Origin of the sequence: Bacteroides sp. 3_2_5, assembly GCF_000159855.2 — a bacterium.
GTDB lineage: Bacteria > Bacteroidota > Bacteroidia > Bacteroidales > Bacteroidaceae > Bacteroides > Bacteroides fragilis.
Map to the genome: position 1 here is coordinate 2,005,587 of NZ_JH636044.1, position 23,119 is coordinate 2,028,705.

A 23,119-nucleotide genomic window follows, 5' to 3' on the forward strand; every position below is an offset into this window, starting at 1 on the left:
AAATAATAGTATTGAAAGAATGAAGAAACTACCTTATTTTGTATCATTTGCAGCTGCCTGGCTATTTATAGCAGTGGCTTCTGCGCAAGAGAATCCGGTAGATTATGTAAATCCGTTCGTCGGAACGACGAATTACGGAACAACGAATCCCGGAGCTATCTGTCCGCAGGGAATGATGTCGGTTGTTCCTTTTAATGTGATGGGGGACAAATCCGTTGGTAATAAAATAGATAAAGACAGCCAGTGGTGGTCTACACCTTATGAACATACCAATACCTATTTCACCGGATTCTCACATGTTAATCTGAGTGGAGTAGGATGTCCGGAGCTGGGCTCCTTACTTTTGATGCCCACAACCGGAAAATTGAACGTTGATTATTTACAATACGGAAGTGCCTATAAAGACGAGAAAGCCACTCCGGGTTATTACTCAAATGTTCTGACTAAATATGGGATTAAGAATGAGGTTTCGGCTACTTTGCGTACCGGAATCAGTCGTTTTACTTTTCCCAAAGGAGAAAGTAATATCCTTTTGAATCTGGGCGAAGGATTGACCAATGAAACCGGGGCTACCGTTCGTTTTGTCAGTGACACCGAAATAGAGGGGAGTAAGCTGCTCGGTACATTCTGTTATAATCCGCAGGCCGTATTTCCCATTTATTTTGTGATGCGTATTAACAAAACTCCTCGTGCACGTGGCTATTGGAAGAAGATGCGTCCGATGACGGTGGAAGCGCAGTGGGATAATACTTCCGGTAAAAATAAGCTGTATACTGCTTATACCAAAGAGATGAGTGGCGATGATATCGGTACTTGGTTTACGTTTGATACCGACGAAGGTGAAACGATCGAAGTCAGTATGGGAGTGTCGTTTGTCAGCATAGCCAATGCCCGTCTGAATTTAGAGAAAGAGCAGGCCGGAAAGGGATTTGATCAGATTCGTGCCGAAGCGCGTGCCATGTGGCAGAATGATCTTTCACGGATTCTTGTAGAAGGTGGTACCGAAGAGCAGAAAAGAGTATTCTATACCGCCATGTATCATTTGTTGATTCATCCGAATATTTTGCAGGACGTGAACGGACAATATCCGGCTATGGAAGGTAGCGAGATTCTTACGACAAAAGGCAACCGTTATACTGTATTCTCGCTTTGGGATACCTACCGTAATGTACATCAGTTGATGACACTGCTTTTCCCCGATCGGCAGTTGGATATGGTTCGTACAATGGTAGATATGTACAAGGAGCACGGATGGTTACCCAAATGGGAGCTTTACGGGCGTGAGACACTTACCATGGAGGGTGATCCGAGTATTCCCGTTATCGTGGATACCTGGATGAAAGGGTTGCGTGACTTTGATGTACAAGCAGCCTATGAAGCTATGTATAAGTCTGCTACGACACCTGGCAAAGATAATTTAATGCGTCCCGACATAGATGATTACATTGCGAAAGGATATGTGCCCCTGACAGAGCAGTATGATAATTCTGTATCGCATGCACTGGAATACTATATAGCCGATTATGCGCTCTCACGTTTTGCCCAGGCGCTGGGAAAGAAAGAAGATGCGAAGTTATTCTACGACCGTTCGCTGGGATATAAACATTACTACTGCAAGGAGTTCGGTACATTACGTCCCATTTTACCCGACGGAACATTCTACTCTCCATTCGATCCGATGGAAGGAGCCAATTTTGCTCCGAGTCCCGGTTTTCATGAGGGGAACTCCTGGAATTATACATTTTATGTTCCCCATGATATTGCAGGCTTGACCCGATTGATGGGAGGTAAGAAGAAGTTTGTGGATAAACTGCAGAAAGTATTTGATGAAGGCTTGTATGATCCTGCCAACGAACCGGATATTGCCTATCCTTATTTATTCAGTTACTTCAAAGGAGAAGAATGGCGTACCCAGAAACAGGTGAAGCGTTTGCTTGCCGAATATTTCACTGACCGGCCTGACGGTATTCCCGGTAATGATGATACCGGTACGATGTCAGCATGGGCTATTTTCAGTATGATCGGTTTGTATCCTGATTGTCCGGGAATGCCTGATTATACGCTGACTACACCTACGTTTGACAAAGTAACCATTCAGTTGGATCCGAAATATTATAAAGAAAAAGAGCTGGTCATTACTGCTGTCCGTCCGGGAGATAATGCCGATCTGATTAAGGAGGTAAAATTGAATGGAAAGAAACATGCAGGTTATCGTATCAGTCATGAGGAGTTGGTACATGCCGGGAAGATAGAATTTATATTAAAATAAAAACAAATCAATCATGAACAAGAAAATCAAAATTGCATTTGCTTCGATGCTCGCTGTGCCGCTGTTGGCGTGTGCGCAAGTCCGTACGGAACAAACCTTTGAGAAGGGATGGAAGTTCACTCGTGAGGATAGTAAAGACTTTAGTAACTCTACGTATGATGATGCGAAGTGGCAATCTGTGACCGTTCCGCATGATTGGGCTATTTACGGACCATTCAGTATTAATAATGATAAACAGAACGTAGCCATTTCTCAGGATGGACAGAAAGAGGCGATGGAGCATGCCGGACGTACCGGGGGACTTCCTTTTGTCGGTGTGGGATGGTATAGGCTCAATTTTGATGCTCCTTCATTCAGTAAGGGCAAAAAGGCTACTCTGGTTTTCGATGGAGCCATGAGCCACGCACATGTCTATATCAACGGACAAGAGGCCGGTTATTGGCCTTACGGTTACAATAGTTTTTATGTGGATGCCACTCCTTATTTGAAACCGGGTGAAAAGAATACATTGGCGGTTCGGCTTGAAAACGAGAACGAATCTTCACGTTGGTATCCGGGTGCCGGATTATATCGCAATGTACATCTGGTAGTGAACGAAGATGCCCATATTCCTACTTGGGGTACTCAGTTGACTACTCCTGTAGTGAAAGATGAATTTGCAAAGGTAAACCTGAAAACCAAACTCGATGTACCAGCCGGAAAAGCATTCGAAGGATATCGTATTGTTACCGAACTGAAGGATAAGGATGGTAAAGTGGTGGCAGCCAACGAAAAGAAGGGAGGTCCGTTCGATGACAATGTTTTCGAACAAGATTTCGTAGTGACTTCTCCGGCTTTGTGGACTCCGGATACTCCGCATCTTTATAGTGCCGTTTCTAAAGTATATGAGGGGAATACTCTGAAGGATGAATATACTACTTCATTCGGTATTCGTTCCATTGAGATTATTCCGAATAAAGGTTTCTTCCTGAATGGAAAGAAAACCATGTTCAAAGGTGTGTGCAATCACCATGATCTCGGACCGTTGGGAGGTATTGCCAATGATGCCGGTATTCGCCGTCAGATTCGTATCCTGAAAGACATGGGCTGCAATGCCATCCGTACTTCACATAACATGCCTGCTCCCGAATTGATTAAAGCTTGTGATGAAATGGGCATGATGATAATGGCCGAGTCATTTGACGAGTGGAAAGCAGCCAAAGTACAGAATGGTTATCACAAAGTGTTTGATGAATGGGTAGAGAAAGATCTGGTGAATCTGATTCATCAGTATCGCAATAATCCGAGCGTGGTTATGTGGTGTATCGGTAATGAGGTGCCCGACCAGTGGAACGGTGACCGTGGACCGAAACTGTCACGCTTCTTGCAGGATATCTGCCATCGTGAAGATCCTACACGTCCTGTTACTCAGGGGATGGATGCTCCCGATGCAGTAGTCAATAATAATATGGCGGCTGTGATGGACGTAGCCGGTTTTAATTACCGTCCTCACAAATATCAGGAAAACTACAAGAAACTTCCGCAACAGATCATCCTGGGTAGCGAGACAGCTTCTACCGTTAGTTCACGTGGCGTTTATAAATTCCCTGTTGTCCGTCGTGCGATGCAGAAGTATGACGATCATCAGTCTTCATCATATGATGTAGAGCATTGCGGTTGGTCCAATCTTCCGGAAGACGATTTTATCCAGCATGAGGATTTGCCTTATTGTATTGGTGAGTTCGTATGGACCGGATTCGATTATTTAGGCGAACCGACTCCGTACTATACCGATTGGCCCAGCCACTCTTCGTTGTTTGGAATTATAGACCTTGCCGGACTTCCGAAAGACCGTTATTATCTCTATCGCAGTCATTGGAATAAAGATAAGGAAACGCTGCATATCTTGCCTCACTGGAATTGGGAAGGACGTGAGGGTGAAGTTACCCCGGTATTTGTATATACCAATTATCCTTCGGCTGAACTGTTTATTAACGGCAAAAGTCAGGGCAAGCGTACAAAGGATCTCTCCGTTACGGTAAACAATAGCGGTGACTCTACTTCTGTGGCCAACTTCAAACGTCAGCAACGTTATCGCCTGATGTGGATGGATACGAAATACGAGCCGGGTACTGTAAAAGTGGTTGCTTACGATAAAGATGGCAAAGCCGTTGCTGAGAAGGAAATTCATACAGCCGGAAAGCCCGATCACATTGAGTTGGTGGCAGACCGTAGCGTGATTGACGCCAATGGTAAAGATCTCTCATTTGTGACAGTGAAGGTAGTCGATAAAGAGGGTAATCTTTGTCCGCTGGCAGACAATGAGATCAGTTTCAAGGTGAAGGGAGCAGGTACTTATCGTGCAGGAGCCAATGGTAATCCGGCTTCTCTTGAGTCATTCCAGACCCCGAAGATGAAAGTATTCAGCGGTATGATGACAGCGATTGTGCAGTCTACTGAAAAAGCAGGAAAGATCACACTTGAAGCAACAGGAAAAGGTCTGAAAAAAGGTACATTGCTGATCGAAAGCAAATAATCTGTTCAGATAGAGTAAGAAAGGAGGGCATCCGGGCAACCAGATGCTCTCTTTTTTTGTTATATTTTATATGCGAACCCTTCAAATGTTAATAGTATGAAACAACACCGGATCATCTGTATACCGACATTGACTTTTGCCCTGCTTCTGATGTTTACTCCCTCTATCTTGCAGGCGCAGGATAAGCCTGTTTTTCCCATTGATTCACTTATAACAGTAGGATATGCTACCGGAAATAAGAAAAACATTTCCGGTTCAGTAGAAAAAATTACGGAGTTGGGCATGAATAAAGATCAGATAACCAATCCGCTGGAGGCGATTCGCGGACGTGTTCCCGGACTTACCATACAAAAAGGAACCAACGGACCGGCAGCTTTGGATGCCGTACGTTTGCGGGGAACTACTTCATTGACCAGTGGTAACGACCCTTTGATCATTGTCGATGGTGTATTTGGTGACCTCAGTATGCTCACTTCTATTTATCCTACCGATATAGAGAGTTTCACCATTCTCAAAGATGCTTCCGAGACAGCTCAATATGGCTCCCGCGGTGCTTCCGGTGTTATTGAAATTACGACAAAGAAAGGAATCCGGGGTAAAACCAGGGTTAGCTACAATGGGAGTTTTGGTATCTCTTCTGTCTACAAAAATCTGGAAATGCTCTCCGGAAATGAATTTCGTAATCTGGCCCGGCAGCAAGGTGTTGCTATACTCGACAAAGGAAATGAAACGGATTTTCTGAAAGAGATAGAACAGACTGGTTTGCAGCAGAATCATCATGTTGCATTTTATGGCGGGACGGATGCTTCCAGTTATCGTGTTTCGTTGGGCTTTATGGATCGTCAAGGTATCATTCTGAATGAAGATATGAAAAACTTCACTTCGAATATGAACATGACCCAACATGTGTTTGATGATTTTTTAGTCTGTGAACTGGGTATGTTTGGCTCTATTCAAAAGAATCATAATTTGTTTGACCTTCAAAAAACGTTCTATTCGGCTGCTACTTTTAATCCTACTTATCCCAATCACCGAAATCCGGAGACTGATTCCTGGGATCAGATTACCAATGCCAGCCAGATCACTAATCCACTGGCTTGGATGGAAGTGAAAGATCATGATGCTACATCACATATCAGTACCCATGCCCGGCTGACTTTTAATTTATTTCGTGAACTGAAACTGATTCTTTTCGGTTCTTATACCTATAATATTGTAGAAAACTCCCAATATCTGCCTACGGCTGTGTGGGCTCATGGACAGGCATACAAGGGGACCAGGAAAATGGAGTCACTGCTTGGCAATCTGATGCTGACTTACAAAAAGAAATGGAGCAAGCATTATTTTGATGTACTGGCACTGGCCGAACTGCAAAAAGAAACTTATAGCGGCTTTTATACTACTGTGACCAATTTCAATACCGATCAGTTTGGTTACAATAATCTTCAGGCAGGTGCCATACGGCTTTGGGAAGGAACAAATTCTTATTTTGAACAGCCCCGACTGGCATCTTTTCTCGGACGTTTCAACTATACGTTTGCCGACCGGTATATCTTCACGGTGAATGCACGTACCGATGCTTCTTCTAAATTTGGTGCCAATCATAAATGGGGATTTTTTCCATCCGTATCGGGCGCCTGGGTTGTCAGTGAGGAAAAGTTCATGAAGCGTATTCCGTTGGTTGATAATTTGAAACTTCGCATTGGCTACGGTTTAGCCGGCAATCAGAGTGGCATTGACTCCTATACGACACTTAATTTGGTGAAACCCAATGGAGTGGTACCTGTCGGTAGTTCACAAGTGGTGACTTTGGGTAATATGCGTAATACCAATCCCGATTTGAAGTGGGAAGTAAAACGCACTTTCAATGCGGGAGTAGATCTTGGTATGTTTGGCAACCGGCTTCTTTTCTCTCTTAATTATTATAATTCCAAAACCTCTGATATGCTCTATCTGTACAACGTCAGTGTACCGCCTTTCACCTATAACACTCTTTTGGCCAATATTGGTTCCATGCGTAATAGTGGTACGGAGATAGCTGTCGGCCTCACCCCCCTGAAGACTCAGGATATGGAACTGAATGTTAATGTCAATGTTACTTTTCAGCAAAACAAGTTACTCTCTTTAAGTGGGATGTACGGTGGAGAAAATATCTCGGCGCCTGAATACAAAAGTTTGGCAAGTCTCGACGGAGCCGGATTTCATGGTGGATACAACCATATTGTCTATCAAATGGTAGGTCAACCTTTAGGTGTTTTCTATCTGCCCCATTGCAAGGGACTTATTGCCGATGGAAATGGCGGATATACCTATGACATTGCCGACCTGAATGGGGGAGGGGTAAGTCTTGAAGATGGTGAGGATCGTTATGTAGCAGGACAGGCTGTCCCTAAAACTTTACTCGGTTCCAATATCAGTTTCCGCTATAAGCGTTTCGATCTGTCGGTACAGGTGAACGGCGCATTCGGTCATAAAATCTATAACGGCACTTCACTGACCTATATGAATATGAATATTTTTCCCGATTACAATGTGATGAAGAAAGCTCCCGGACGCAATATCAAAGATCAGACTGCTACAGACTACTGGCTGGAAAAGGGAGACTACATCAATTTTGATTACGTTACTGTCGGATGGAATGTTCCGGTAACGAAGTGGAAAAAGTATGTGCAATCTTTCCGTCTCGCGTTCACTGTCAACAATCTGGCTACTATCACAGGCTACTCCGGTCTGTCACCCATGATCAACAGTTCTACAGTCAATTCTACCTTGGGTGTGGATGATAAACGGGCTTATCCTTTGGCGCGTACCTATACTCTCGGTTTAAGTATTAATTTTTAATGGGAGGATGAGTTATGAAAAGTCGTTATATATGTATGTTCGCCTGTCTTTGGGGACTCGGTTTTCTGTTTTCATGTGATGGTTTTCTGAATGAGAATCCTAAAGATAAGATTCCTGAGGAAGATGCTTATAAGAATCTAACAGATTTATATTATAATGCAGTGGCCTCTTTGTACAATAACATCGGAGGTTACAGTGATAGCCAGGGTTTGCAGGGGACCGGCAGAGGAATTTACGATCTGAATACTTTTACCACTGATGAGGCTATTATGCCTACACGTGGCGGTGACTGGTACGATGGCGGGTTCTGGCAAGGACTTTTCCTGCATCGGTGGGGAGTGGATAATGATGCCATTCAAGCCACGTGGGAATATTTATATAAGGTGGTCAGTCTTTGCAATCAGTCACTCGAACGGATCGATACGTACCAGCAGACCCATAACGATGAAGAACTGCCTGTCTATCGGGCGGAGGTCCGCGCTTTCCGTGCTTTGTATTATTATCATTTAATGGATTTGTTTGCCCGTGTCCCTTTGGTTCTTTCATCATCCACTCCTTTGAAAGAAGTGAAGCAGAACAGTCGCAAAGAAGTTTTCGATTTTGTAGTGAAAGAGCTGCAGGAGTCTGAACCCTTGCTGGAAATGGCATATAGCAATCGTTCCGGCAATTATTACGGACGCATTACACGTCCCGTAGCCTGTTTTTTACTTGCTAAACTTGCCTTGAATGCTGAAATATATACGGATAATAATTGGACCGACGGTCAATTTCCCGATGGAAAAGATATTTATTTTGAAGTGGATGGCGAGCGGCTCAATGCCTGGCAGACGGTAGAGGCTTATTGTGATGCCATCACTGCAATGGGATATCGGCTGGAAGATAATTATGAAGCGAACTTTGCTGTTTACAATGAATCTTCTGTTGAGAATATCTTCACCATCCCGATGAGCAAGACTCTGTATACCAATCAGATGCAATATCTTTTTCGCTCCCATCACTACAATCATGCCAAGGCCTATGGGTTGGGAGGAGAGAATGGTTCAAGTGCTACTGTGGAAGTCCTTCGTACGTTTGGATACGATACAGAGGCAGTCGATCCTCGTTTTGACAAATGTTATTTTGCCGGTATTGTATATGACCTCAAAGGAAAAGTCGTCACACTCGATGACGGTACCCAGCTGGAATATTTCCCCTGGAAGGTGGATGTCGATATATCTAATACTCCTTATGAAAAGACTGCCGGAGCGCGGATGAAAAAGTATGCGATTGATGAAACTGCCACCAAAGACGGTAAACTGATGGAAAATGATATTGTACTCTATCGTTATGCCGATGTATTACTCATGAAAAGCGAAGCCAAGGTGCGTAATGGAGAAAATGGAGATGAAGAATTGAACCTTGTCCGCTCTCGTGTGAATGCTCCTTTCCGGACGGCTACATTAGCTAATCTATTGGCCGAACGTCAGTTGGAGTTTGCATGGGAAGGGTGGCGCAGGCAAGATTTGATCCGGTTTCGTCAATATACCCGCACTTATACGGGCAGACCTCAACTTTCGGGTGAGAAGAATGGTTATACTACGGTATTTCCCATTCCGGAAAAGGTTCGGTTAATGAACCCCAATCTGACACAGAATCCGGGGTATTGAGCTAACAAGGACGGGAAGTTGGAAGCGGCTATCTCTAAATCGTAAGATATCCATCATTATAGCAGAAAAGTCTATTTATCAGGTAAATAGTTCTTTTGTTCAGATATAAAATTGCCCGGGCAACATCAGGAGATGTAAGTCCGGGCAACATTTTATAGGGTACTCTCTGTTTAAATCAGAGTAATTGGTAACGGAGCCGATTAGTCAAAGAGGCTTCTGAACTTCTTGAATATCTTTTCTTTGATTGAAGTACTCGGTTTAAAGTTCTTTGATTCCTCCAGTTTCTCCAGAGTGCTTTTTTCCTCTTTGCTCAACGTTTCGGGCACATATACACTAACGTTGACCAATAAATCTCCTGTACCGTAGCCGTTTACGCTTGGCAGACCTTTGCCACGCAGGCGGAGCACTTTACCCGGTTGTGTACCTGCTTCTATTTTCACTTTTACTTTGCCGTCAATGGTCGGTATTTCTACCGCACCTCCGATAGCTGCTGTGGGGAAGCTTAGCAATAGGTTGTACACCAGGTCATTTTCATCACGGATCAGTTCCGGATGTGGTTCTTCTTCTACCAGAATCAGCAGATCACCCGGTATACCGTTGTGCTTTCCGGCATTTCCTTTACCCCCCATAGAGAGTTGCATACCTTCTGCTACTCCGGCAGGAATCTTTACGGTTACTACTTCTTCGCCATATTCGATGCCTTCTCCTCCACAAACCTTACACTTGTCTTTAATGATCTTACCTTCACCATTACAAGTCGGACATGTGGTACGCGTCTGCATAGTTCCCAAGATCGTCTGTTGGTTGCGGATGACCGATCCGCTTCCTTTGCAGGTCGGGCAAGTCTCAGAACCGCTGTTTCCTTCCGCCCCGGTTCCATGGCAATGCGAACAAGGCACATATTTTTTCAGCTTAAATTTCTTTTCAACTCCTGTAGAGATTTCTTTCAAATTCAGCTTTACTTTCACTCTGAGGTCCGAGCCACGGAATTTTCTCTGTTGAGAACCTCCGCCTCCAAATCCGCCAAAGCCTCCGAAACCACCACCGAATCCGCCGCCGCTATGGCCGCCAAAAATATCACCGAACATAGAGAAAATGTCGTCCATAGACATTCCGCCGCTAAATCCGCCGAACGGTCCACCGTTTCCGGCTGCTCCGCTCATTCCTGCATGACCAAACTGGTCGTAGCGGGCACGCTTATCCGGGTTGCTCAGTACGTCGTAGGCTTCGGCTGCTTCTTTAAACTTTTCTTCCGCTTCCTTGTCACCCGGATTTTTGTCCGGATGATATTGGATGGCTTTTTTCCGGTATGCTTTCTTTATTTCTTCGACTGTTGACTCTTTCGTGACTTCCAGCACTTCGTAATAATCTCTTTTTTCTGCCATATTTTAGTTTCGTTGATTTTAGTTATGTTAGCAAGTTCGTTCATGTTCCGGTTATTCTCCCACAACTACTTTTGCATGGCGGATTACTTTACCGTTCAGTGTATATCCGGTTTGTACACAATCCAATATTTTACCTTTCTGTTCTTCTGTCGGGGCAGGAATCACAGCAATGGCTTCGTGATAGTCTGTATCCAACGGCTGGTCTTTGGTTTCAATCACCTTCACTCCATCCTGTGACAGGATAGACAGGAATTTATTGTATATCAGCTCAACACCTTCTTTCACGGCATTTACGTCTGTGGCTGTTTCCATAGTTGTCAGCGCACGTTCCATATCATCGATTACCGGCAGAATGCTTTTGATACTCTTCTCACCACCATTCAGAATCAATTCGGCTTTTTCTTTGACGGTACGTTTGCGGTAGTTGTCAAATTCAGCCGAGAGCCGGAGGTATTTGTCTTTTTGATCTTCGATTTGAGCCAGAGCTTCTTTTAGCTCTTTTTCCAACTTTTCCTCTGCGGTCAGCGGTTCGGTTGCTTCAGTTGCTTCTTCGTTTTGCGACTGTCCTTCAACGGTATCCTGAATATCGTCTACTTTCAACTCTTCTTCTTGCTTGGTTTTCTTTTCTTTCGGATCCATATCTATTCTGTTTTTATTCTTGTTAAACGGATTTAGTTTCATGTCAATACGGCATTTTGATGTACTGGCTTTGCAGCAAAAACTTTGCCAGTTTGTCTGTTTTGCCAAAAAACGCAGCAAAGGTAATACTTTTATGTCAGATTGACACATTCCTGATAGTTCGTTATTCACTAAAAATGTCTACCTTTGTCACCGCGTTATTTTGATAATAAATAAATTAAGGAATAATAATAGAATGATTACAGTTTCTAACGTTTCGGTACAGTTTGGTAAAAGAGTTTTGTTTAATGATGTAAATCTGAAGTTTACAAGTGGAAATTGTTATGGTATCATCGGTGCTAACGGTGCCGGTAAATCTACTTTTCTGCGCACGATTTACGGTGACCTCGATCCTACAACCGGAAACATTACATTAGGTCCGGGCGAACGCCTTTCAGTGTTGAGTCAGGACCACTTTAAATGGGACGCTTTTACGGTTATGGATACCGTAATGATGGGGCACACAGTGTTGTGGGACATCATGAAACAGCGCGAAGCCCTTTATGCTAAAGAAGATTTTACGGACGAAGACGGTTTGAAAGTTTCCGAACTGGAAGAGAAGTTTGCCGAACTCGACGGATGGAATGCCGAAAGCGATGCGGCGATGTTGCTGAGCGGTTTAGGTGTGAAAGAAGACAAACATTATACATTGATGGGTGAATTGAGCGGTAAAGAGAAAGTGCGTGTGATGTTGGCACAGGCATTATACGGAAATCCCGATAACCTGCTGCTCGACGAGCCTACCAATGACTTGGATATGGAGACCGTTACCTGGTTGGAGGAGTATCTCTCCAACTTCGAACATACCGTGTTAGTTGTGAGCCACGACCGTCACTTCCTCGATTCTGTATGTACACATACCGTCGATATAGATTACGGAAAAATCAATCTTTTTGCCGGTAATTACAGTTTCTGGTACGAATCCAGCCAGTTGGCTCTTCGTCAACAGCAGAACCAGAAGGCCAAAGCTGAAGAGAAAAAGAAAGAGTTGGAAGAGTTCATCCGTCGTTTCAGTGCCAATGTTGCCAAGAGTAAGCAGACTACCAGCCGTAAGAAGATGCTCGAAAAGTTGAATGTCGAGGAAATCAAACCATCATCCCGCAAATATCCGGGTATCATTTTTACTCCGGAACGTGAGCCGGGCAATCAGATTCTGGAAGTTTCCGGTTTGAGTAAGAAGACCGAAGATGGAGTTGTGCTGTTCAACGACGTGAACTTCAACGTGGAGAAAGGAGATAAGATTGTATTTATTTCACGTAATCCGCGTGCGATGACCGCTTTCTTTGAGATCATCAACGGGCATATGAAACCCGATGCCGGACATTTCAACTGGGGAGTGACGATTACTACCGCTTATCTTCCTTTGGACAATACCGAATATTTCAATACCGATCTGAATCTAGTCGACTGGCTGAGCCAATATGGCGAAGGCAACGAGGTGTATATGAAAGGTTTTCTGGGGCGTATGCTTTTCTCCGGTGAGGAAGTACTGAAAAAAGTTAGTGTTCTTTCGGGAGGAGAGAAGATGCGTTGTATGATTGCCCGTATGCAGTTGCGCAATGCCAACTGTCTGATTCTCGATACTCCGACCAATCATCTCGACTTGGAGTCTATTCAGGCATTCAATAACAATCTGAAGACTTACAAAGGTAATATCCTCTTCTCTTCGCATGACCACGAATTTATTCAGACCGTTGCTAATCGTGTGATTGAATTGACTCCGAATGGTATCATCGACAAGATGATGGAATATGACGAATACATTACTTCCGACCACATCAAAGAGCTGAGAGCCAAGATGTATAAGTAACGATGAACGTTTTTTGAACGATAAACGATGAACAGGCTGCACATAAATGGGTGCCTGTTCATCGTTTTTTTGTTTGCATTTACTGTAGTTTATCATCCATCGTTATTTTACCTTTCTTCATTTATTGCGTATCATATATAAACAACATATACAGTGTGAGCTATGGAACAGAATGAGATACAGGTATTGGTTGAAAAGAGCAGGAGGCAAGATGCAAGTGCATTTGCTTTGCTTGTGGCGGAGTATCAGACTTTCGTTTTTCGCTTGGCTTTCCGTCTATTGTGCGATGAAGAAGAAGCCCGGGATATGGTGCAGGAGACTTTTTTACGTGTCTGGCTTTCATTGGATAAGTACCGGCCGGAGTTCCGTTTTTCCACCTGGCTTTACAGGGTAGCATGTAATATCTGTTATGATCGTCTGCGGGCTTTGCAGCATTCTCCGGCCGGTGCGCTCTCTGATATTACATTTGCCGAACTACCTGTTTGTTCCGATGATAATATTGAAGCCACGTTAGTCAACCGGGAGCTGAAAGCCCATATCCTGTACTTCATGCAACAACTGACCCCTAAGCAAAAGCTTGTATTTACATTGCGGGATATCGAGGAGTTGGAAATCAAGGAAATTGAGAAGATCACCGGATTTACATCTGTCCAGATCAAGGCCAATCTCTATCTTGCACGAAAAAGTATCCGTAAGAAGTTGAACGAAATAAATAAAGAAAGATGAAAAAGGAAGAAATGAATTACGAAAAATGGTTGGAGCAATTAAAGAAGACTCCACCTGTTTTAGAAAATCCGGACGCACTGACCGAGGATATTATGCGTGCTGTCAAAGCAGCGCCTTTCAGGAACAGGCCCGTCCGCAGATTGAACTTTGCTGCCTGGTGTTCTGCTATTGCTGCAACCCTGCTTCTCGGTTTATGGGTGGCAGAGGCAGTTGCTGTCGATCCGATTCTATCCTCAGAGGTGACTCGTATACCGAAACCCTATCAAGAGCAAACACTCACCGATGAGCGAAGCTATGAGAGATTGATGACAGGAGAGAAGCGGGAGATCTTCTTTTCCGCGTCCCGAAGTCGGAAAAAGGAGATGCTTAAACGGGAACGGCTTTATACCCGGTACGAACAGATAATGAAGAATGAATAACCTATAAAAACAGATGCATATGAAAACGAATAAACTTTTATCGATATTGCTGCTGGCGGTTTCAATGGTGTCTTGCACCACTTATTATCAGGTGAAAACCCGGATTCATCCTGACGGTTCGGCCCATAGGGAAGTATATGCTTTTGCCGATTCTGCATTCATGGCCGGAGATCCGATGAAAAACCCCTTTATGTTTTCTTTGGATTCCGGTTGGGTAGTGACACGTTTCGATTCTGTCCGTACTCACAATTATTTTGGAGAAGAGGGGAAGATTAACGTATGTGCCGGCAGGGAAGAGCCTTCTGTCAGCATGTTTGCGGAGCAGGTTCATCCTAAAGATCCGATGTACCGTCCTTTGGTGACTCCTCAGGAGACACTGACCAAACATTTTCGTTGGTTCTACACCTATTATACCTATACTGGCATCTATCCGGAATTGGCAGATAAAGGCCCCGTACCTCTAAAGAACTACCTGAATGAATCGGAACAGAAGCTTTGGTTCCAGGGTGACGACACAGCCTATCGCGGAATGAACGGATTGGAGATGAAAGAATTGCTCGATCGGTTGGAAAAGAAATTTTACGACTGGTACAACCGAAGTCTTTATGAATTAAGTTTCGAAGTTATCCGGCCTTTTATCGCTGAGATAGATCGGGGGAAGTATATGTCCCGTCTGGATGAAGTTAAGGATTCATTGTATCTCGGCTATCAACCTAAAGATGATGATCCGGATCCTGATCCGGAACTCATTTGCCAATTGCTCGATACGCATTATCATACCGACTGTTTTTCTCTGCTTTATAAGGAAAAGCAACAGGAAGTAGATAAACGCTTTGACGAAGAGACACGTCCGATTGAATTGTTCGGAGCCGTGATTCAATATGAACTTAAAATGCCCGGACAAATGATCTCAGCCAATACAACTTTCAGAGATCGCGAATATCTGGTTTGGAAAGTGGATGCTTACCGTCTTTTGGCGGGTGAATATTCCTTGACGGCCCGATCACGGGTACCCAATGTCTGGGCCTTTATTCTTACCGGTGTACTGATTCTTTTGGGAATAGGCTTTTGGATAAAAAAGCGATGAATAGGAGAGGAGTGAGATAATGTCAGAACTCACTACAGATTACGCAGTTCTTCACAGATTATTCATGTGGTCATCCATGATTTAAATTCACTCTGTGTTACTACTCTGTGTGCTCTGTGGTGAGTTCTGACAGCTCTTGTTTTTATCGTTTATAAATCAACTTATTTTTTCCTTCTCCAAAAAGGTTATCTCCTATCGTTGTGATTTTGTCTCCATGAGCAACTACGTACCGCAACCTGTCGCATCCCATGAAAGCTCCATATTCGATAGCAGTAATGCTTTCCGGTAGTTCTACCGTTCCACAGAGACGGCCGCAATTGCTGAAAGCCCGTTGTCCGATGCTTTTTAGTCCATGTGGCAGACGGATGCGGAGCAGATATTTTTTTTGTGAGAAAGTAAAGTCGGGGATGGCCGTTGCATTGGTTTTTTCAATGTCTACAGCTACCAGATTCGGCATATAATCCCGTATCAGCTTGAAGTCGGCTGCATCCAGCTTGCCTTCGATGGTCAGGAAGTTGATTTCTTTCGGCTGTAGTCCTGCTTTCTGAATTTCATTTTCCAGCGTGCTTAGTGCTCCTACCTCTATTTTAGCTTCCAGTGGTTCGCCTTCGATGAATGCAAAGTTATCCCAACGGTTTTTCAGCCGGTATTCATCACTTGCTCCCAGTGGTACAAAGATAGCAGTGATGCTGTCTGCCAATGCTTCCGGCAGTAGGTTAGGAGGAGTTTTCTTTTTAATCTGGCATATATTCAGATTTTCGCAGCCCATAAAAGCCGCATCTTCAATGTTTTTGATCTTTTCCGAAAGAATGATCTTTTTCAGAGTTGATTTTCCTTTGGCAGTGCCGTTTTCCATCTTACAGAAAGCGTATGCCGGAACAAAGTTCGGCATATAAATATAGAACTTATCCGGATAGGTACCTTCTTTACCCGAGTACATGCTGATGCTCGCATTAGCTATGTCGAGCACTTGTAAGTTTTTAAATTCATCGCGCAGATGTCTGAAGTCCACTGCATTGATCTTTCCGGTCAGGGTCAGGTGGGTGACCTGGTTCGCTTCCTCTTCCGTCATCATCGAAATCAATGTTCCCGGTTTGCTGACGAAATACGTTTTCTTAACTTCTTGTGCCGTAGCTGCAAATAGATTGGCAGTAAGGGCTATTCCTATAAACAGATGTTTTATTTTCATATTTATGATAAATGTTTAGACAAATATAGCGAATCATACTTTATCTCGTCCAGAGTTTTAGAAAAATATAGTTATTTTTGTCCTTCAACCAATAAATTAACAAAATGGAACAACAGGATCACGAATCATTCTTTTCTCCGAAAGGGATTCCGGCATTTGCAAGTATTATTATCTTTTTGGTAAGCTTCTTTATCGTCATGTCCCTATTCCATTCCGTTCTGAATCTTTTTTCTGTAGTAAGAGGGTACGGAATGGGTTATTTCTTTATTGGAGAGGGGATTATGTTGTTGAGCGTATTTATTGTAACCTTTCTGATGATGCGATTTCTGGATCGCCGTCCCTTCTCCGATTTAGGATTCAGCCTGAAAGGGCGTGGCAAAGATATTCTCTACGGTTTCCTGATGGCAGTGCTCATTTATGCCATTGGTTTTGGTGTTTGCCTGCTGACCGGGCAGATTGAGGTTGTCGGTGTCCATTTGCATTGGAGCGATTTGCTCTTAAGCGGGTTGTTTTTCGCCATGGTTGCCATTGTCGAAGAAACTATGATGCGCGGATATGTTCTGGGGCGTTTGTTGCGTACGCGTCTCAATAAATTCATTTCTCTTCTCATCTCTTCCCTTTTGTTTGCGTTGCTTCATCTGATGAATCCCAATGTGGCTTTTTTACCCATGCTCAATCTGGTGTTGGGAGGGTTGTTACTGGGAGCTTCCTATCTTTACACCCGTAATCTCTGGTTTCCTATTTCGCTTCATTTCTTTTGGAACTGGATTCAAGGGCCCGTACTTGGCTATGAAGTCAGTGGCAATCGTTTCTGTGAAACCTTGTTTTCACTTCGCCTGCCTGCAAATAATCTGATTAATGGAGGGGCATTTGGTTTTGAAGGTTCGTTGGTTTGTACCGTATTGGCAACACTCTTTACACTATTCATTATCTGGTGGTTCGAACATTCATCACAGGGGATGCGGAGGTATTAAGGTTATTGCTTGGATACTTTTCTTTTTCCGCATTTGGAAATACGAAATGACAATTGTTAAATTTCAGCTCTCTGTCTTGTACGGATTGGCATCGGCAAATGATATTTTGAAAGAGTTATTGCATATTTGCGCAAAATGAAGAACTAAATGCGTAATTAAGGATAAAAAAGGAATTTGAATCCTTTATTTTTGCCATATCAAACTTTTAGAATAATCTACTATGGGACGGAAGTATTTGCAATCCTTTTATGTATTGGCCTTGATTATATCGGCATTGTTCTTTCCTGCTTTTTCTGGAGATAATAATATTAAAACTGCCGGTGCCAATATGAGCTATGGCAATAGACTTGTAATGCAGACAGGACATAAATCTGCAAATCTTGTTTCCGGTGTAGAAAAAGTTGAGTGGATGAAGGTACTTCAAGATACGCTTCCTGTCTGTAAGATATCTATTCCCGGCACGCATGATAGTGGTTCTACCAAGGGAGGATGTATGCTGAAGACGCAAACTGCGGATATTCCCGCTCAGTTACAGAAAGGGATTCGGGCATTTGACATCCGTTTGAAGGAGAAGAATGGTAAATTAGGAGTATTCCATAGTCATGCTTTTCAGGATATATATTGGGAAGAAGATGTATTGTTGGCTTTCATCAGTTTCTTGCAAGCGCATCCTTCTGAGACTTTAATTGTGTCACTGAAAAAAGAGGGAGGGGAGATAAAGGATTATGCCTCTTTATTATCTGCGTCTTTGAATACGCCTGCATATCAGCGTTATTTTATTGCGGATTTCCATCCGGAACTGACATTGAAAAGTTGCCGTGGTAAGATACTTTTTTTGCATAGAGATCATGCGATGGATAATTACCCGGGAGCCGCCTGCATCGGTTGGGATGATAATACTACTTGCCTGTTGACCCTTCGTAATAAAGATGGTAAAGAAGCTACTGTTTTTCTTCAGGATGAATACCAATACAACTCGGGCAAAGAAGCGGGTAAAAAGATTGCGGCTTGTATTCGTAATTTTGATAGAATATGTGAAGAACAAACTTTTTCACGCCGGTGGGGGATCTCTTTTGTGAGTGCTACCGGACTGCATTCGGGAATACCGCTGGTTTTCGCGAATAAGGTTAATAAACCAGTGGCGGATTATCTGAAGGAGAACCGTAAACGAAATTGTGGCATTGTATTCATTGATTTTATAGAAAGTTCGGGAGGACAAAAATTAGTGGAATATCTCATTGGAGGTAATATCTATTGATGCTATTCTCCTGACATTATCAGTTAGAATCAGATAATAAGTTTTCTTTTATTAGTTACTATGCATATTTGCGTAAAATGAAGATTAAAATGCGCGAATAGTAACATGATAGAAAATTGCTATTTGTAGTTTGTATATATTAAAAACCTTTAAATGGATATGCTATGAAACTGTCAATTGATTTAGGAGGAACAAATGTTCGAATTGCCCAAGTGGAGAATGGTATCTGTTTGAACAAGATGTCTGTACCTTGTCTTGCGCAACAAGATGCTTCAGCGGTACTTGATCAGCTTTTTCAACTTATTACGGGTATGATGAACGTCCAGGTGGATGGTATTGGTATCGGTGTCCCTTCAATTGTAGATGTGGAAAAAGGTATCGTGTATAATGTGGCGAATATATCTTCTTGGAAAAAAATACATTTGAAAGATATATTGGAAAAGCGATTTATGGTGCCGGTTGCTATTAACAATGACTCTAATTGTTTCACTTTAGGCGAAAGTATGTTCGGCGAGGGGAAGCCTTATGCCCATATGGTGGGAGTTACTATTGGGACAGGTATAGGTGCGGGTGTTATCATTAATCATCGGTTGTATTGTGGTCAATATATGGGGGCCGGTGAAATAGGCTCGCTTCCTTATCTGGATTCTGATTTTGAACATTATTGCAGTAGTTCTTTCTTTAAGCGACATGACACGACAGGTGTAGTGGTAGCCGAAAAAGCAGAACGGGGAGATGGGGCTGCGCTGGAAATCTGGAGGGAATTTGGGACGCATCTGGGTAATTTGATGAAAGTAATTCTCTTTTCTTATGCTCCTCAAGCTATTATTTTGGGCGGAAGTATAGTATCGGCTTTTCACTTTTTTAAGGATACTATGAAGGACGCTATGCAAGATTTCCCTTATAAAATACTATTGGACAATGTGAAAATAATTACTTCATATTTGAAGGATGCTAGCTTATTAGGAGCTTCCGCTTTGTTTGAGAAACAATATTTACCAATATCTATTATAAACAATTAAAAATATCATAAGTTATAGACTTATTATATTTACTTCTATATAAGAATGTAAGAAAAATAACCGCTTTGCAATACCTGCGTAATTCTGTTTTGAGACCTTTGCAACAGAATTATAATTTTTTATATTATAAACTTTAAATTTTGAATGCATGAAACAAGTAAATCTTAGAATCTATCAAACTATTCTGACTTTATTAGTAGGACTGTTTCTTTCGGCAGGTGCTTACGCACAGCAGATCTCTGTGAGGGGAATAGTAAAAGATCTGATGGGGGAACCTGTGATCGGTGCCAATGTTCTCGTGAAAGGAACTTCTAATGGAGTTATTACAGACATAGATGGTAAGTTTGCATTGTCGGCTGCCAAAAATGATATCTTGATTATCAGTTTTGTCGGTTTTATGAGTCAGGAAATCCCGGTAACGGGAAAAGATTTGATGGTAACTTTGAAAGAAGATACCGGACTTCTGGACGAGGTGGTTGTTTTGGGATATGGCGCGAATGCCCGGAAACAAGACTTGTCAGCGGCTGTGGGTGTATTGAGTAACACGGATGACTTGACGGTGCGTCCGGTTAGCTCTACGGAAAGTTTATTGCAAGGTCAGTTAGCGGGTGTTACGGTACAATCTAATGGCGGTGATCCTACATCCACTCCTTCTATTGTTATTCGTGGACAAGGTTCTCAAAATGGTGACAACGTACTTTGGGTAGTTGACGGCGTTCCGGGTGCTCCTATTGCTTCAATGAGTGATATTGAATCTATTGTCGTATTGAAAGATGCCGCGTCTGCTGCTATTTATGGTGCGCAATCAGGTGCGGGCGGCGTTATCCTGGTTACTACCAAAAAAGCTAAAGCGGGTATTCCTACTCTTAGCTATGAAGGTACTTACGGCATTCGCCAGGCTACAAATTTGCCGGAACCGTTAAATGCCGAGGAAGAGTTGGAGATGCGTAAACGCTCTTATGCCAACGCGAATGTGACTTTACCTGACGGTTGGAATATAGAAAAGAATCCATGGATCGGTACTACCCGTACAGACTGGATGGATGAGATTTTTCGTACAGCTTTCTATCAGCGTCATAATATTGCTTTAAATGTAGGTACCGACAACTATTCCAGTCGCTTATCTTTTTCATTTGATAACGATGAAGGTGTATTGATTAATACTTATAATAAGAATTATGCAATTCGTTATAATGGCAAGTTTGATTTGAATAAGTGGGTATCTATTAGTGAGGATTTGGTATGGAAGAATACTGAGAATCGTTCAAAAGATACAAACGACGCTTATACAGGTCCTGTTTTATCTGCAATTTATATGCCGGCAAGTGCTACTGTCTATAATCCGTTGGATGGTACTTGGGGAGGTACTACTACGGAGGATCCTGAATACATAGCTAAATATGGAAGCAATTTCGCCGGTGCTCATGGTGATGCGGTCAATCCGGTACGTTTACTGAGAGCTGAAAACCGTTTTAATAGAACCAGCGATGTGTGGAGCACTACCAGTTTGCAGATAGCCAATATAATACAGGGCTTGAAGTTTACCAGCCGTTTTACTTATAATCTGAAAACCAATAATTATAAGAACTTCCGTCCCATTCAAGATGAACCGGGTAAACCTAATAATTCAAATAGCCTGGATGTAACCAACTACCGTACAGATGCTTGGAAAACGGAGAATACTCTAACTTATGATAATAGTTTCGGAAACCATACAGTTGGTGCCTTATTCTCTACTACAGCCGACCATTATAATGTACGCGGACTGAAAGTAAATGGTAAGAATTTTGCTGATGAAAGTCCGTATCTGCAGTATCTGGCATATGCAGGAACTACTTCTGCTACAGATTATTTGACAGGGCCTGATGCCAACGTTTCATTAGTAGCTCGTCTCGCTTACTCTTATGATGATCGTTATTTTGTGACGGCATCTTGGCGGCGTGACTATGCCGGTCGTTTACCGAAAGAGAATAACTTTGGTGATTTCCCCGCAGCTACCTTAGCTTGGAAGATTTCTAATGAAAGGTTCTTTAAAAAGAGTGATTTCATAGGTATGTTGAAGTTGCGCGCTTCTTGGGGGCGTGTAGGTAATTTGGGTTCTATTGACTATAATTACAAGTCACTCTTATTGGGAACATCATACTGGCAAGAACAAGCTCAATATGGTGTGATAAATAATGCAACCTGGAATAATTTTGTATATAATTCCAGTGCAATGAATAGGAACTTGACATGGGAGACTTCTGAACAGTGGGATTTAGGTTTAGATGTTGAGCTGTTCAAAAAACGTTTGGCATTGTCGTTTGATTACTTTGATAAACGTACCTTTAACTTGATTCAGAAGCAAACAATGAATTGGCCAAGTTCTATCGGATTGGACCCGTTGTTGATTAATCAAGGTGAGATTCGTAATCGTGGTATTGAAATACAGGCTAACTGGAACGATCGCGTTAATAAGGATTTTTCCTACTTCGTGTCGGGTAATTTTTCATATCTGAAGAATTGGGTTTCGGATATTGGCGTAAAGAATGCTGATGGTAGCCCCGGCGTATGGACAGATAGTGATTCTAAATTCCGTAACATACCTTATACTCGCCAGACTGCCGAGGGAGAGCCTTTGAACTCTTACTATCTGATTAAGACTGACGGTATCTTTCAAAGTGATGCGGAAGCGGCCGCTTATGTGGATAAGAATGGAAAACGTATCCAACCGAATGCCGTAGCTGGTGATTTGAAGTTTATTGACTATAATAACGATGGTAAGATTGACGATAAGGACCGCCAATATTGTGGAAGCGCTACTCCAAAAACAACGTATTCATTTTCATTTGGCGCTACTTACAAGAAATTCTCTTTTAGTGCTATGTTCCAGGGAGTAGGGGGTGCTCAGGCATTTTACGCTGCTAAATCTGTAATTCTGAGTGATGCGGATGGTAATTTCAACCGCGTAAAAGATATTTTGAATGCGTGGAGTCCTACTAATACATCTTCTAATATTCCCAGACTTTCGATGAATGACCCGAACTCCAATTTCTCTACGGCTTCTGACTGGTATCTGGAAAGTGCTTCTTACTTGCGTCTTAAGAATTTGACTTTATCTTATGATTTGACCGATGTTCTTCAAAAATGGTCACATCTAAGGGAACGTAACAGTCGTATGTCTGTTTATTTCAGTGGTGAGAACCTTTTTACGATTACTGATTATTCCGGTATGGATCCGGAGTGCGGAGGATGGGATGCTATGAAGTATCCTGTATCCAGAGTATTTTCTTTTGGTGTTAAACTAACTTATTAATAAAA

General features: G+C 42.7%; 15 protein-coding genes. 12 read left to right on the forward strand and 3 right to left on the reverse strand.

Annotated elements, in window-relative coordinates; all coding sequences use genetic code 11:
• The first annotated feature begins 19 nt into the window (after positions 1-19).
• From BSHG_RS09895 to BSHG_RS09880, 4 genes are all read left to right on the forward strand, one after another.
• On the forward strand, positions 20-2,269 hold the full coding sequence (locus tag BSHG_RS09895; RefSeq protein ID WP_005800561.1) for a GH92 family glycosyl hydrolase: 2,250 nt from the start codon (positions 20-22) through the stop codon (positions 2,267-2,269).
• A 13-nt stretch (positions 2,270-2,282) separates the two neighbouring features.
• On the forward strand, positions 2,283-4,784 hold the full coding sequence (gene galB, locus BSHG_RS09890; protein WP_005800559.1) for a beta-galactosidase GalB: 2,502 nt from the start codon (positions 2,283-2,285) through the stop codon (positions 4,782-4,784).
• 96 nt (positions 4,785-4,880) lie between these two features.
• Positions 4,881-7,625 (forward strand): SusC/RagA family TonB-linked outer membrane protein, encoded by a 2,745-nt coding sequence (locus BSHG_RS09885; protein WP_008659466.1) that lies wholly within the window; start codon positions 4,881-4,883, stop codon positions 7,623-7,625.
• A gap of 14 nt (positions 7,626-7,639) precedes the next feature.
• A complete protein-coding gene (locus BSHG_RS09880) occupies positions 7,640-9,271 on the forward strand; it encodes a RagB/SusD family nutrient uptake outer membrane protein (protein ID WP_008659467.1) in 1,632 nt (543 codons plus the stop codon).
• Positions 9,272-9,471: 200 nt separating this feature from the next.
• Here the strand turns inward: BSHG_RS09880 and dnaJ are convergent, their stop codons facing one another.
• On the reverse strand, positions 9,472-10,656 hold the full coding sequence (gene dnaJ, locus BSHG_RS09875) for a molecular chaperone DnaJ (RefSeq protein ID WP_005786685.1): 1,185 nt from the start codon (positions 10,654-10,656) through the stop codon (positions 9,472-9,474).
• A gap of 51 nt (positions 10,657-10,707) precedes the next feature.
• On the reverse strand, positions 10,708-11,295 hold the full coding sequence (locus tag BSHG_RS09870; protein WP_008659470.1) for a nucleotide exchange factor GrpE: 588 nt from the start codon (positions 11,293-11,295) through the stop codon (positions 10,708-10,710).
• 235 nt (positions 11,296-11,530) lie between these two features.
• Between BSHG_RS09870 and BSHG_RS09865 the strand changes: the two genes are divergently transcribed.
• The 4 genes from BSHG_RS09865 (at position 11,531) to BSHG_RS09850 (ending at position 15,376) form a co-directional block, all read left to right on the forward strand.
• Positions 11,531-13,144, forward strand: a complete 1,614-nt coding sequence (locus tag BSHG_RS09865) for an ABC-F family ATP-binding cassette domain-containing protein (RefSeq protein ID WP_005786690.1) — start codon at positions 11,531-11,533, stop codon at positions 13,142-13,144.
• Between the two features lie 162 nt (positions 13,145-13,306).
• On the forward strand, positions 13,307-13,870 hold the full coding sequence (locus BSHG_RS09860) for an RNA polymerase sigma factor (RefSeq protein WP_005817042.1): 564 nt from the start codon (positions 13,307-13,309) through the stop codon (positions 13,868-13,870).
• Positions 13,867-14,289, forward strand: coding sequence for a hypothetical protein (locus BSHG_RS09855; RefSeq protein WP_005786694.1), 423 nt, complete (start codon positions 13,867-13,869; stop codon positions 14,287-14,289). Before BSHG_RS09860 ends, BSHG_RS09855 begins: the two co-directional genes overlap by 4 nt.
• A gap of 19 nt (positions 14,290-14,308) precedes the next feature.
• Complete coding sequence (locus tag BSHG_RS09850; protein WP_008659477.1) at positions 14,309-15,376, forward strand: hypothetical protein; 1,068 nt, start codon at positions 14,309-14,311, stop codon at positions 15,374-15,376.
• 142 nt (positions 15,377-15,518) lie between these two features.
• Here the strand turns inward: BSHG_RS09850 and BSHG_RS09845 are convergent, their stop codons facing one another.
• Complete coding sequence (locus BSHG_RS09845; protein ID WP_005794961.1) at positions 15,519-16,565, reverse strand: leucine-rich repeat protein; 1,047 nt, start codon at positions 16,563-16,565, stop codon at positions 15,519-15,521.
• Between the two features lie 104 nt (positions 16,566-16,669).
• On the opposite strand from BSHG_RS09845, the gene BSHG_RS09840 reads away from it, so the two are divergent.
• The 4 genes from BSHG_RS09840 (at position 16,670) to BSHG_RS09825 (ending at position 23,114) form a co-directional block, all read left to right on the forward strand.
• Positions 16,670-17,539 carry a CPBP family intramembrane glutamic endopeptidase gene (locus tag BSHG_RS09840; protein WP_008659480.1) on the forward strand — a complete coding sequence of 290 codons (870 nt, stop codon included), beginning with the start codon at positions 16,670-16,672 and terminating at the stop codon, positions 17,537-17,539.
• A gap of 220 nt (positions 17,540-17,759) precedes the next feature.
• Complete coding sequence (locus BSHG_RS09835; RefSeq protein WP_005794959.1) at positions 17,760-18,797, forward strand: phosphatidylinositol-specific phospholipase C; 1,038 nt, start codon at positions 17,760-17,762, stop codon at positions 18,795-18,797.
• A gap of 164 nt (positions 18,798-18,961) precedes the next feature.
• Positions 18,962-19,819, forward strand: a complete 858-nt coding sequence (locus BSHG_RS09830) for an ROK family protein (protein WP_005794957.1) — start codon at positions 18,962-18,964, stop codon at positions 19,817-19,819.
• A gap of 148 nt (positions 19,820-19,967) precedes the next feature.
• Positions 19,968-23,114: a SusC/RagA family TonB-linked outer membrane protein gene (locus BSHG_RS09825; RefSeq protein WP_008659485.1), complete on the forward strand. Its 3,147-nt coding sequence runs from the start codon at positions 19,968-19,970 to the stop codon at positions 23,112-23,114.
• Positions 23,115-23,119: the final 5 nt, after the last annotated feature.

Excerpts from the sequence above, each read along its gene's own strand:
- BSHG_RS09880 (WP_008659467.1), top strand. The coding sequence starts at position 7,640 with ATGAAAAGTCGTTATATATGTATGTTCGCCTGTCTTTGGGGACTCGGT.
- dnaJ (WP_005786685.1), bottom strand. The coding sequence starts at position 10,656 with ATGGCAGAAAAAAGAGATTATTACGAAGTGCTGGAAGTCACGAAAGAG.
- BSHG_RS09865 (WP_005786690.1), top strand. The coding sequence starts at position 11,531 with ATGATTACAGTTTCTAACGTTTCGGTACAGTTTGGTAAAAGAGTTTTG.
- BSHG_RS09835 (WP_005794959.1), top strand. The coding sequence starts at position 17,760 with ATGGGACGGAAGTATTTGCAATCCTTTTATGTATTGGCCTTGATTATA.
- BSHG_RS09825 (WP_008659485.1), top strand. The coding sequence starts at position 19,968 with ATGAAACAAGTAAATCTTAGAATCTATCAAACTATTCTGACTTTATTA.
- BSHG_RS09860 (WP_005817042.1), top strand. The coding sequence starts at position 13,307 with ATGGAACAGAATGAGATACAGGTATTGGTTGAAAAGAGCAGGAGGCAA.
- BSHG_RS09845 (WP_005794961.1), bottom strand. The coding sequence starts at position 16,565 with ATGAAAATAAAACATCTGTTTATAGGAATAGCCCTTACTGCCAATCTA.
- BSHG_RS09895 (WP_005800561.1), top strand. The coding sequence starts at position 20 with ATGAAGAAACTACCTTATTTTGTATCATTTGCAGCTGCCTGGCTATTT.
- BSHG_RS09870 (WP_008659470.1), bottom strand. The coding sequence starts at position 11,295 with ATGGATCCGAAAGAAAAGAAAACCAAGCAAGAAGAAGAGTTGAAAGTA.
- galB (WP_005800559.1), top strand. The coding sequence starts at position 2,283 with ATGAACAAGAAAATCAAAATTGCATTTGCTTCGATGCTCGCTGTGCCG.
- BSHG_RS09850 (WP_008659477.1), top strand. The coding sequence starts at position 14,309 with ATGAAAACGAATAAACTTTTATCGATATTGCTGCTGGCGGTTTCAATG.
- BSHG_RS09855 (WP_005786694.1), top strand. The coding sequence starts at position 13,867 with ATGAAAAAGGAAGAAATGAATTACGAAAAATGGTTGGAGCAATTAAAG.
- BSHG_RS09885 (WP_008659466.1), top strand. The coding sequence starts at position 4,881 with ATGAAACAACACCGGATCATCTGTATACCGACATTGACTTTTGCCCTG.
- BSHG_RS09830 (WP_005794957.1), top strand. The coding sequence starts at position 18,962 with ATGAAACTGTCAATTGATTTAGGAGGAACAAATGTTCGAATTGCCCAA.
- BSHG_RS09840 (WP_008659480.1), top strand. The coding sequence starts at position 16,670 with ATGGAACAACAGGATCACGAATCATTCTTTTCTCCGAAAGGGATTCCG.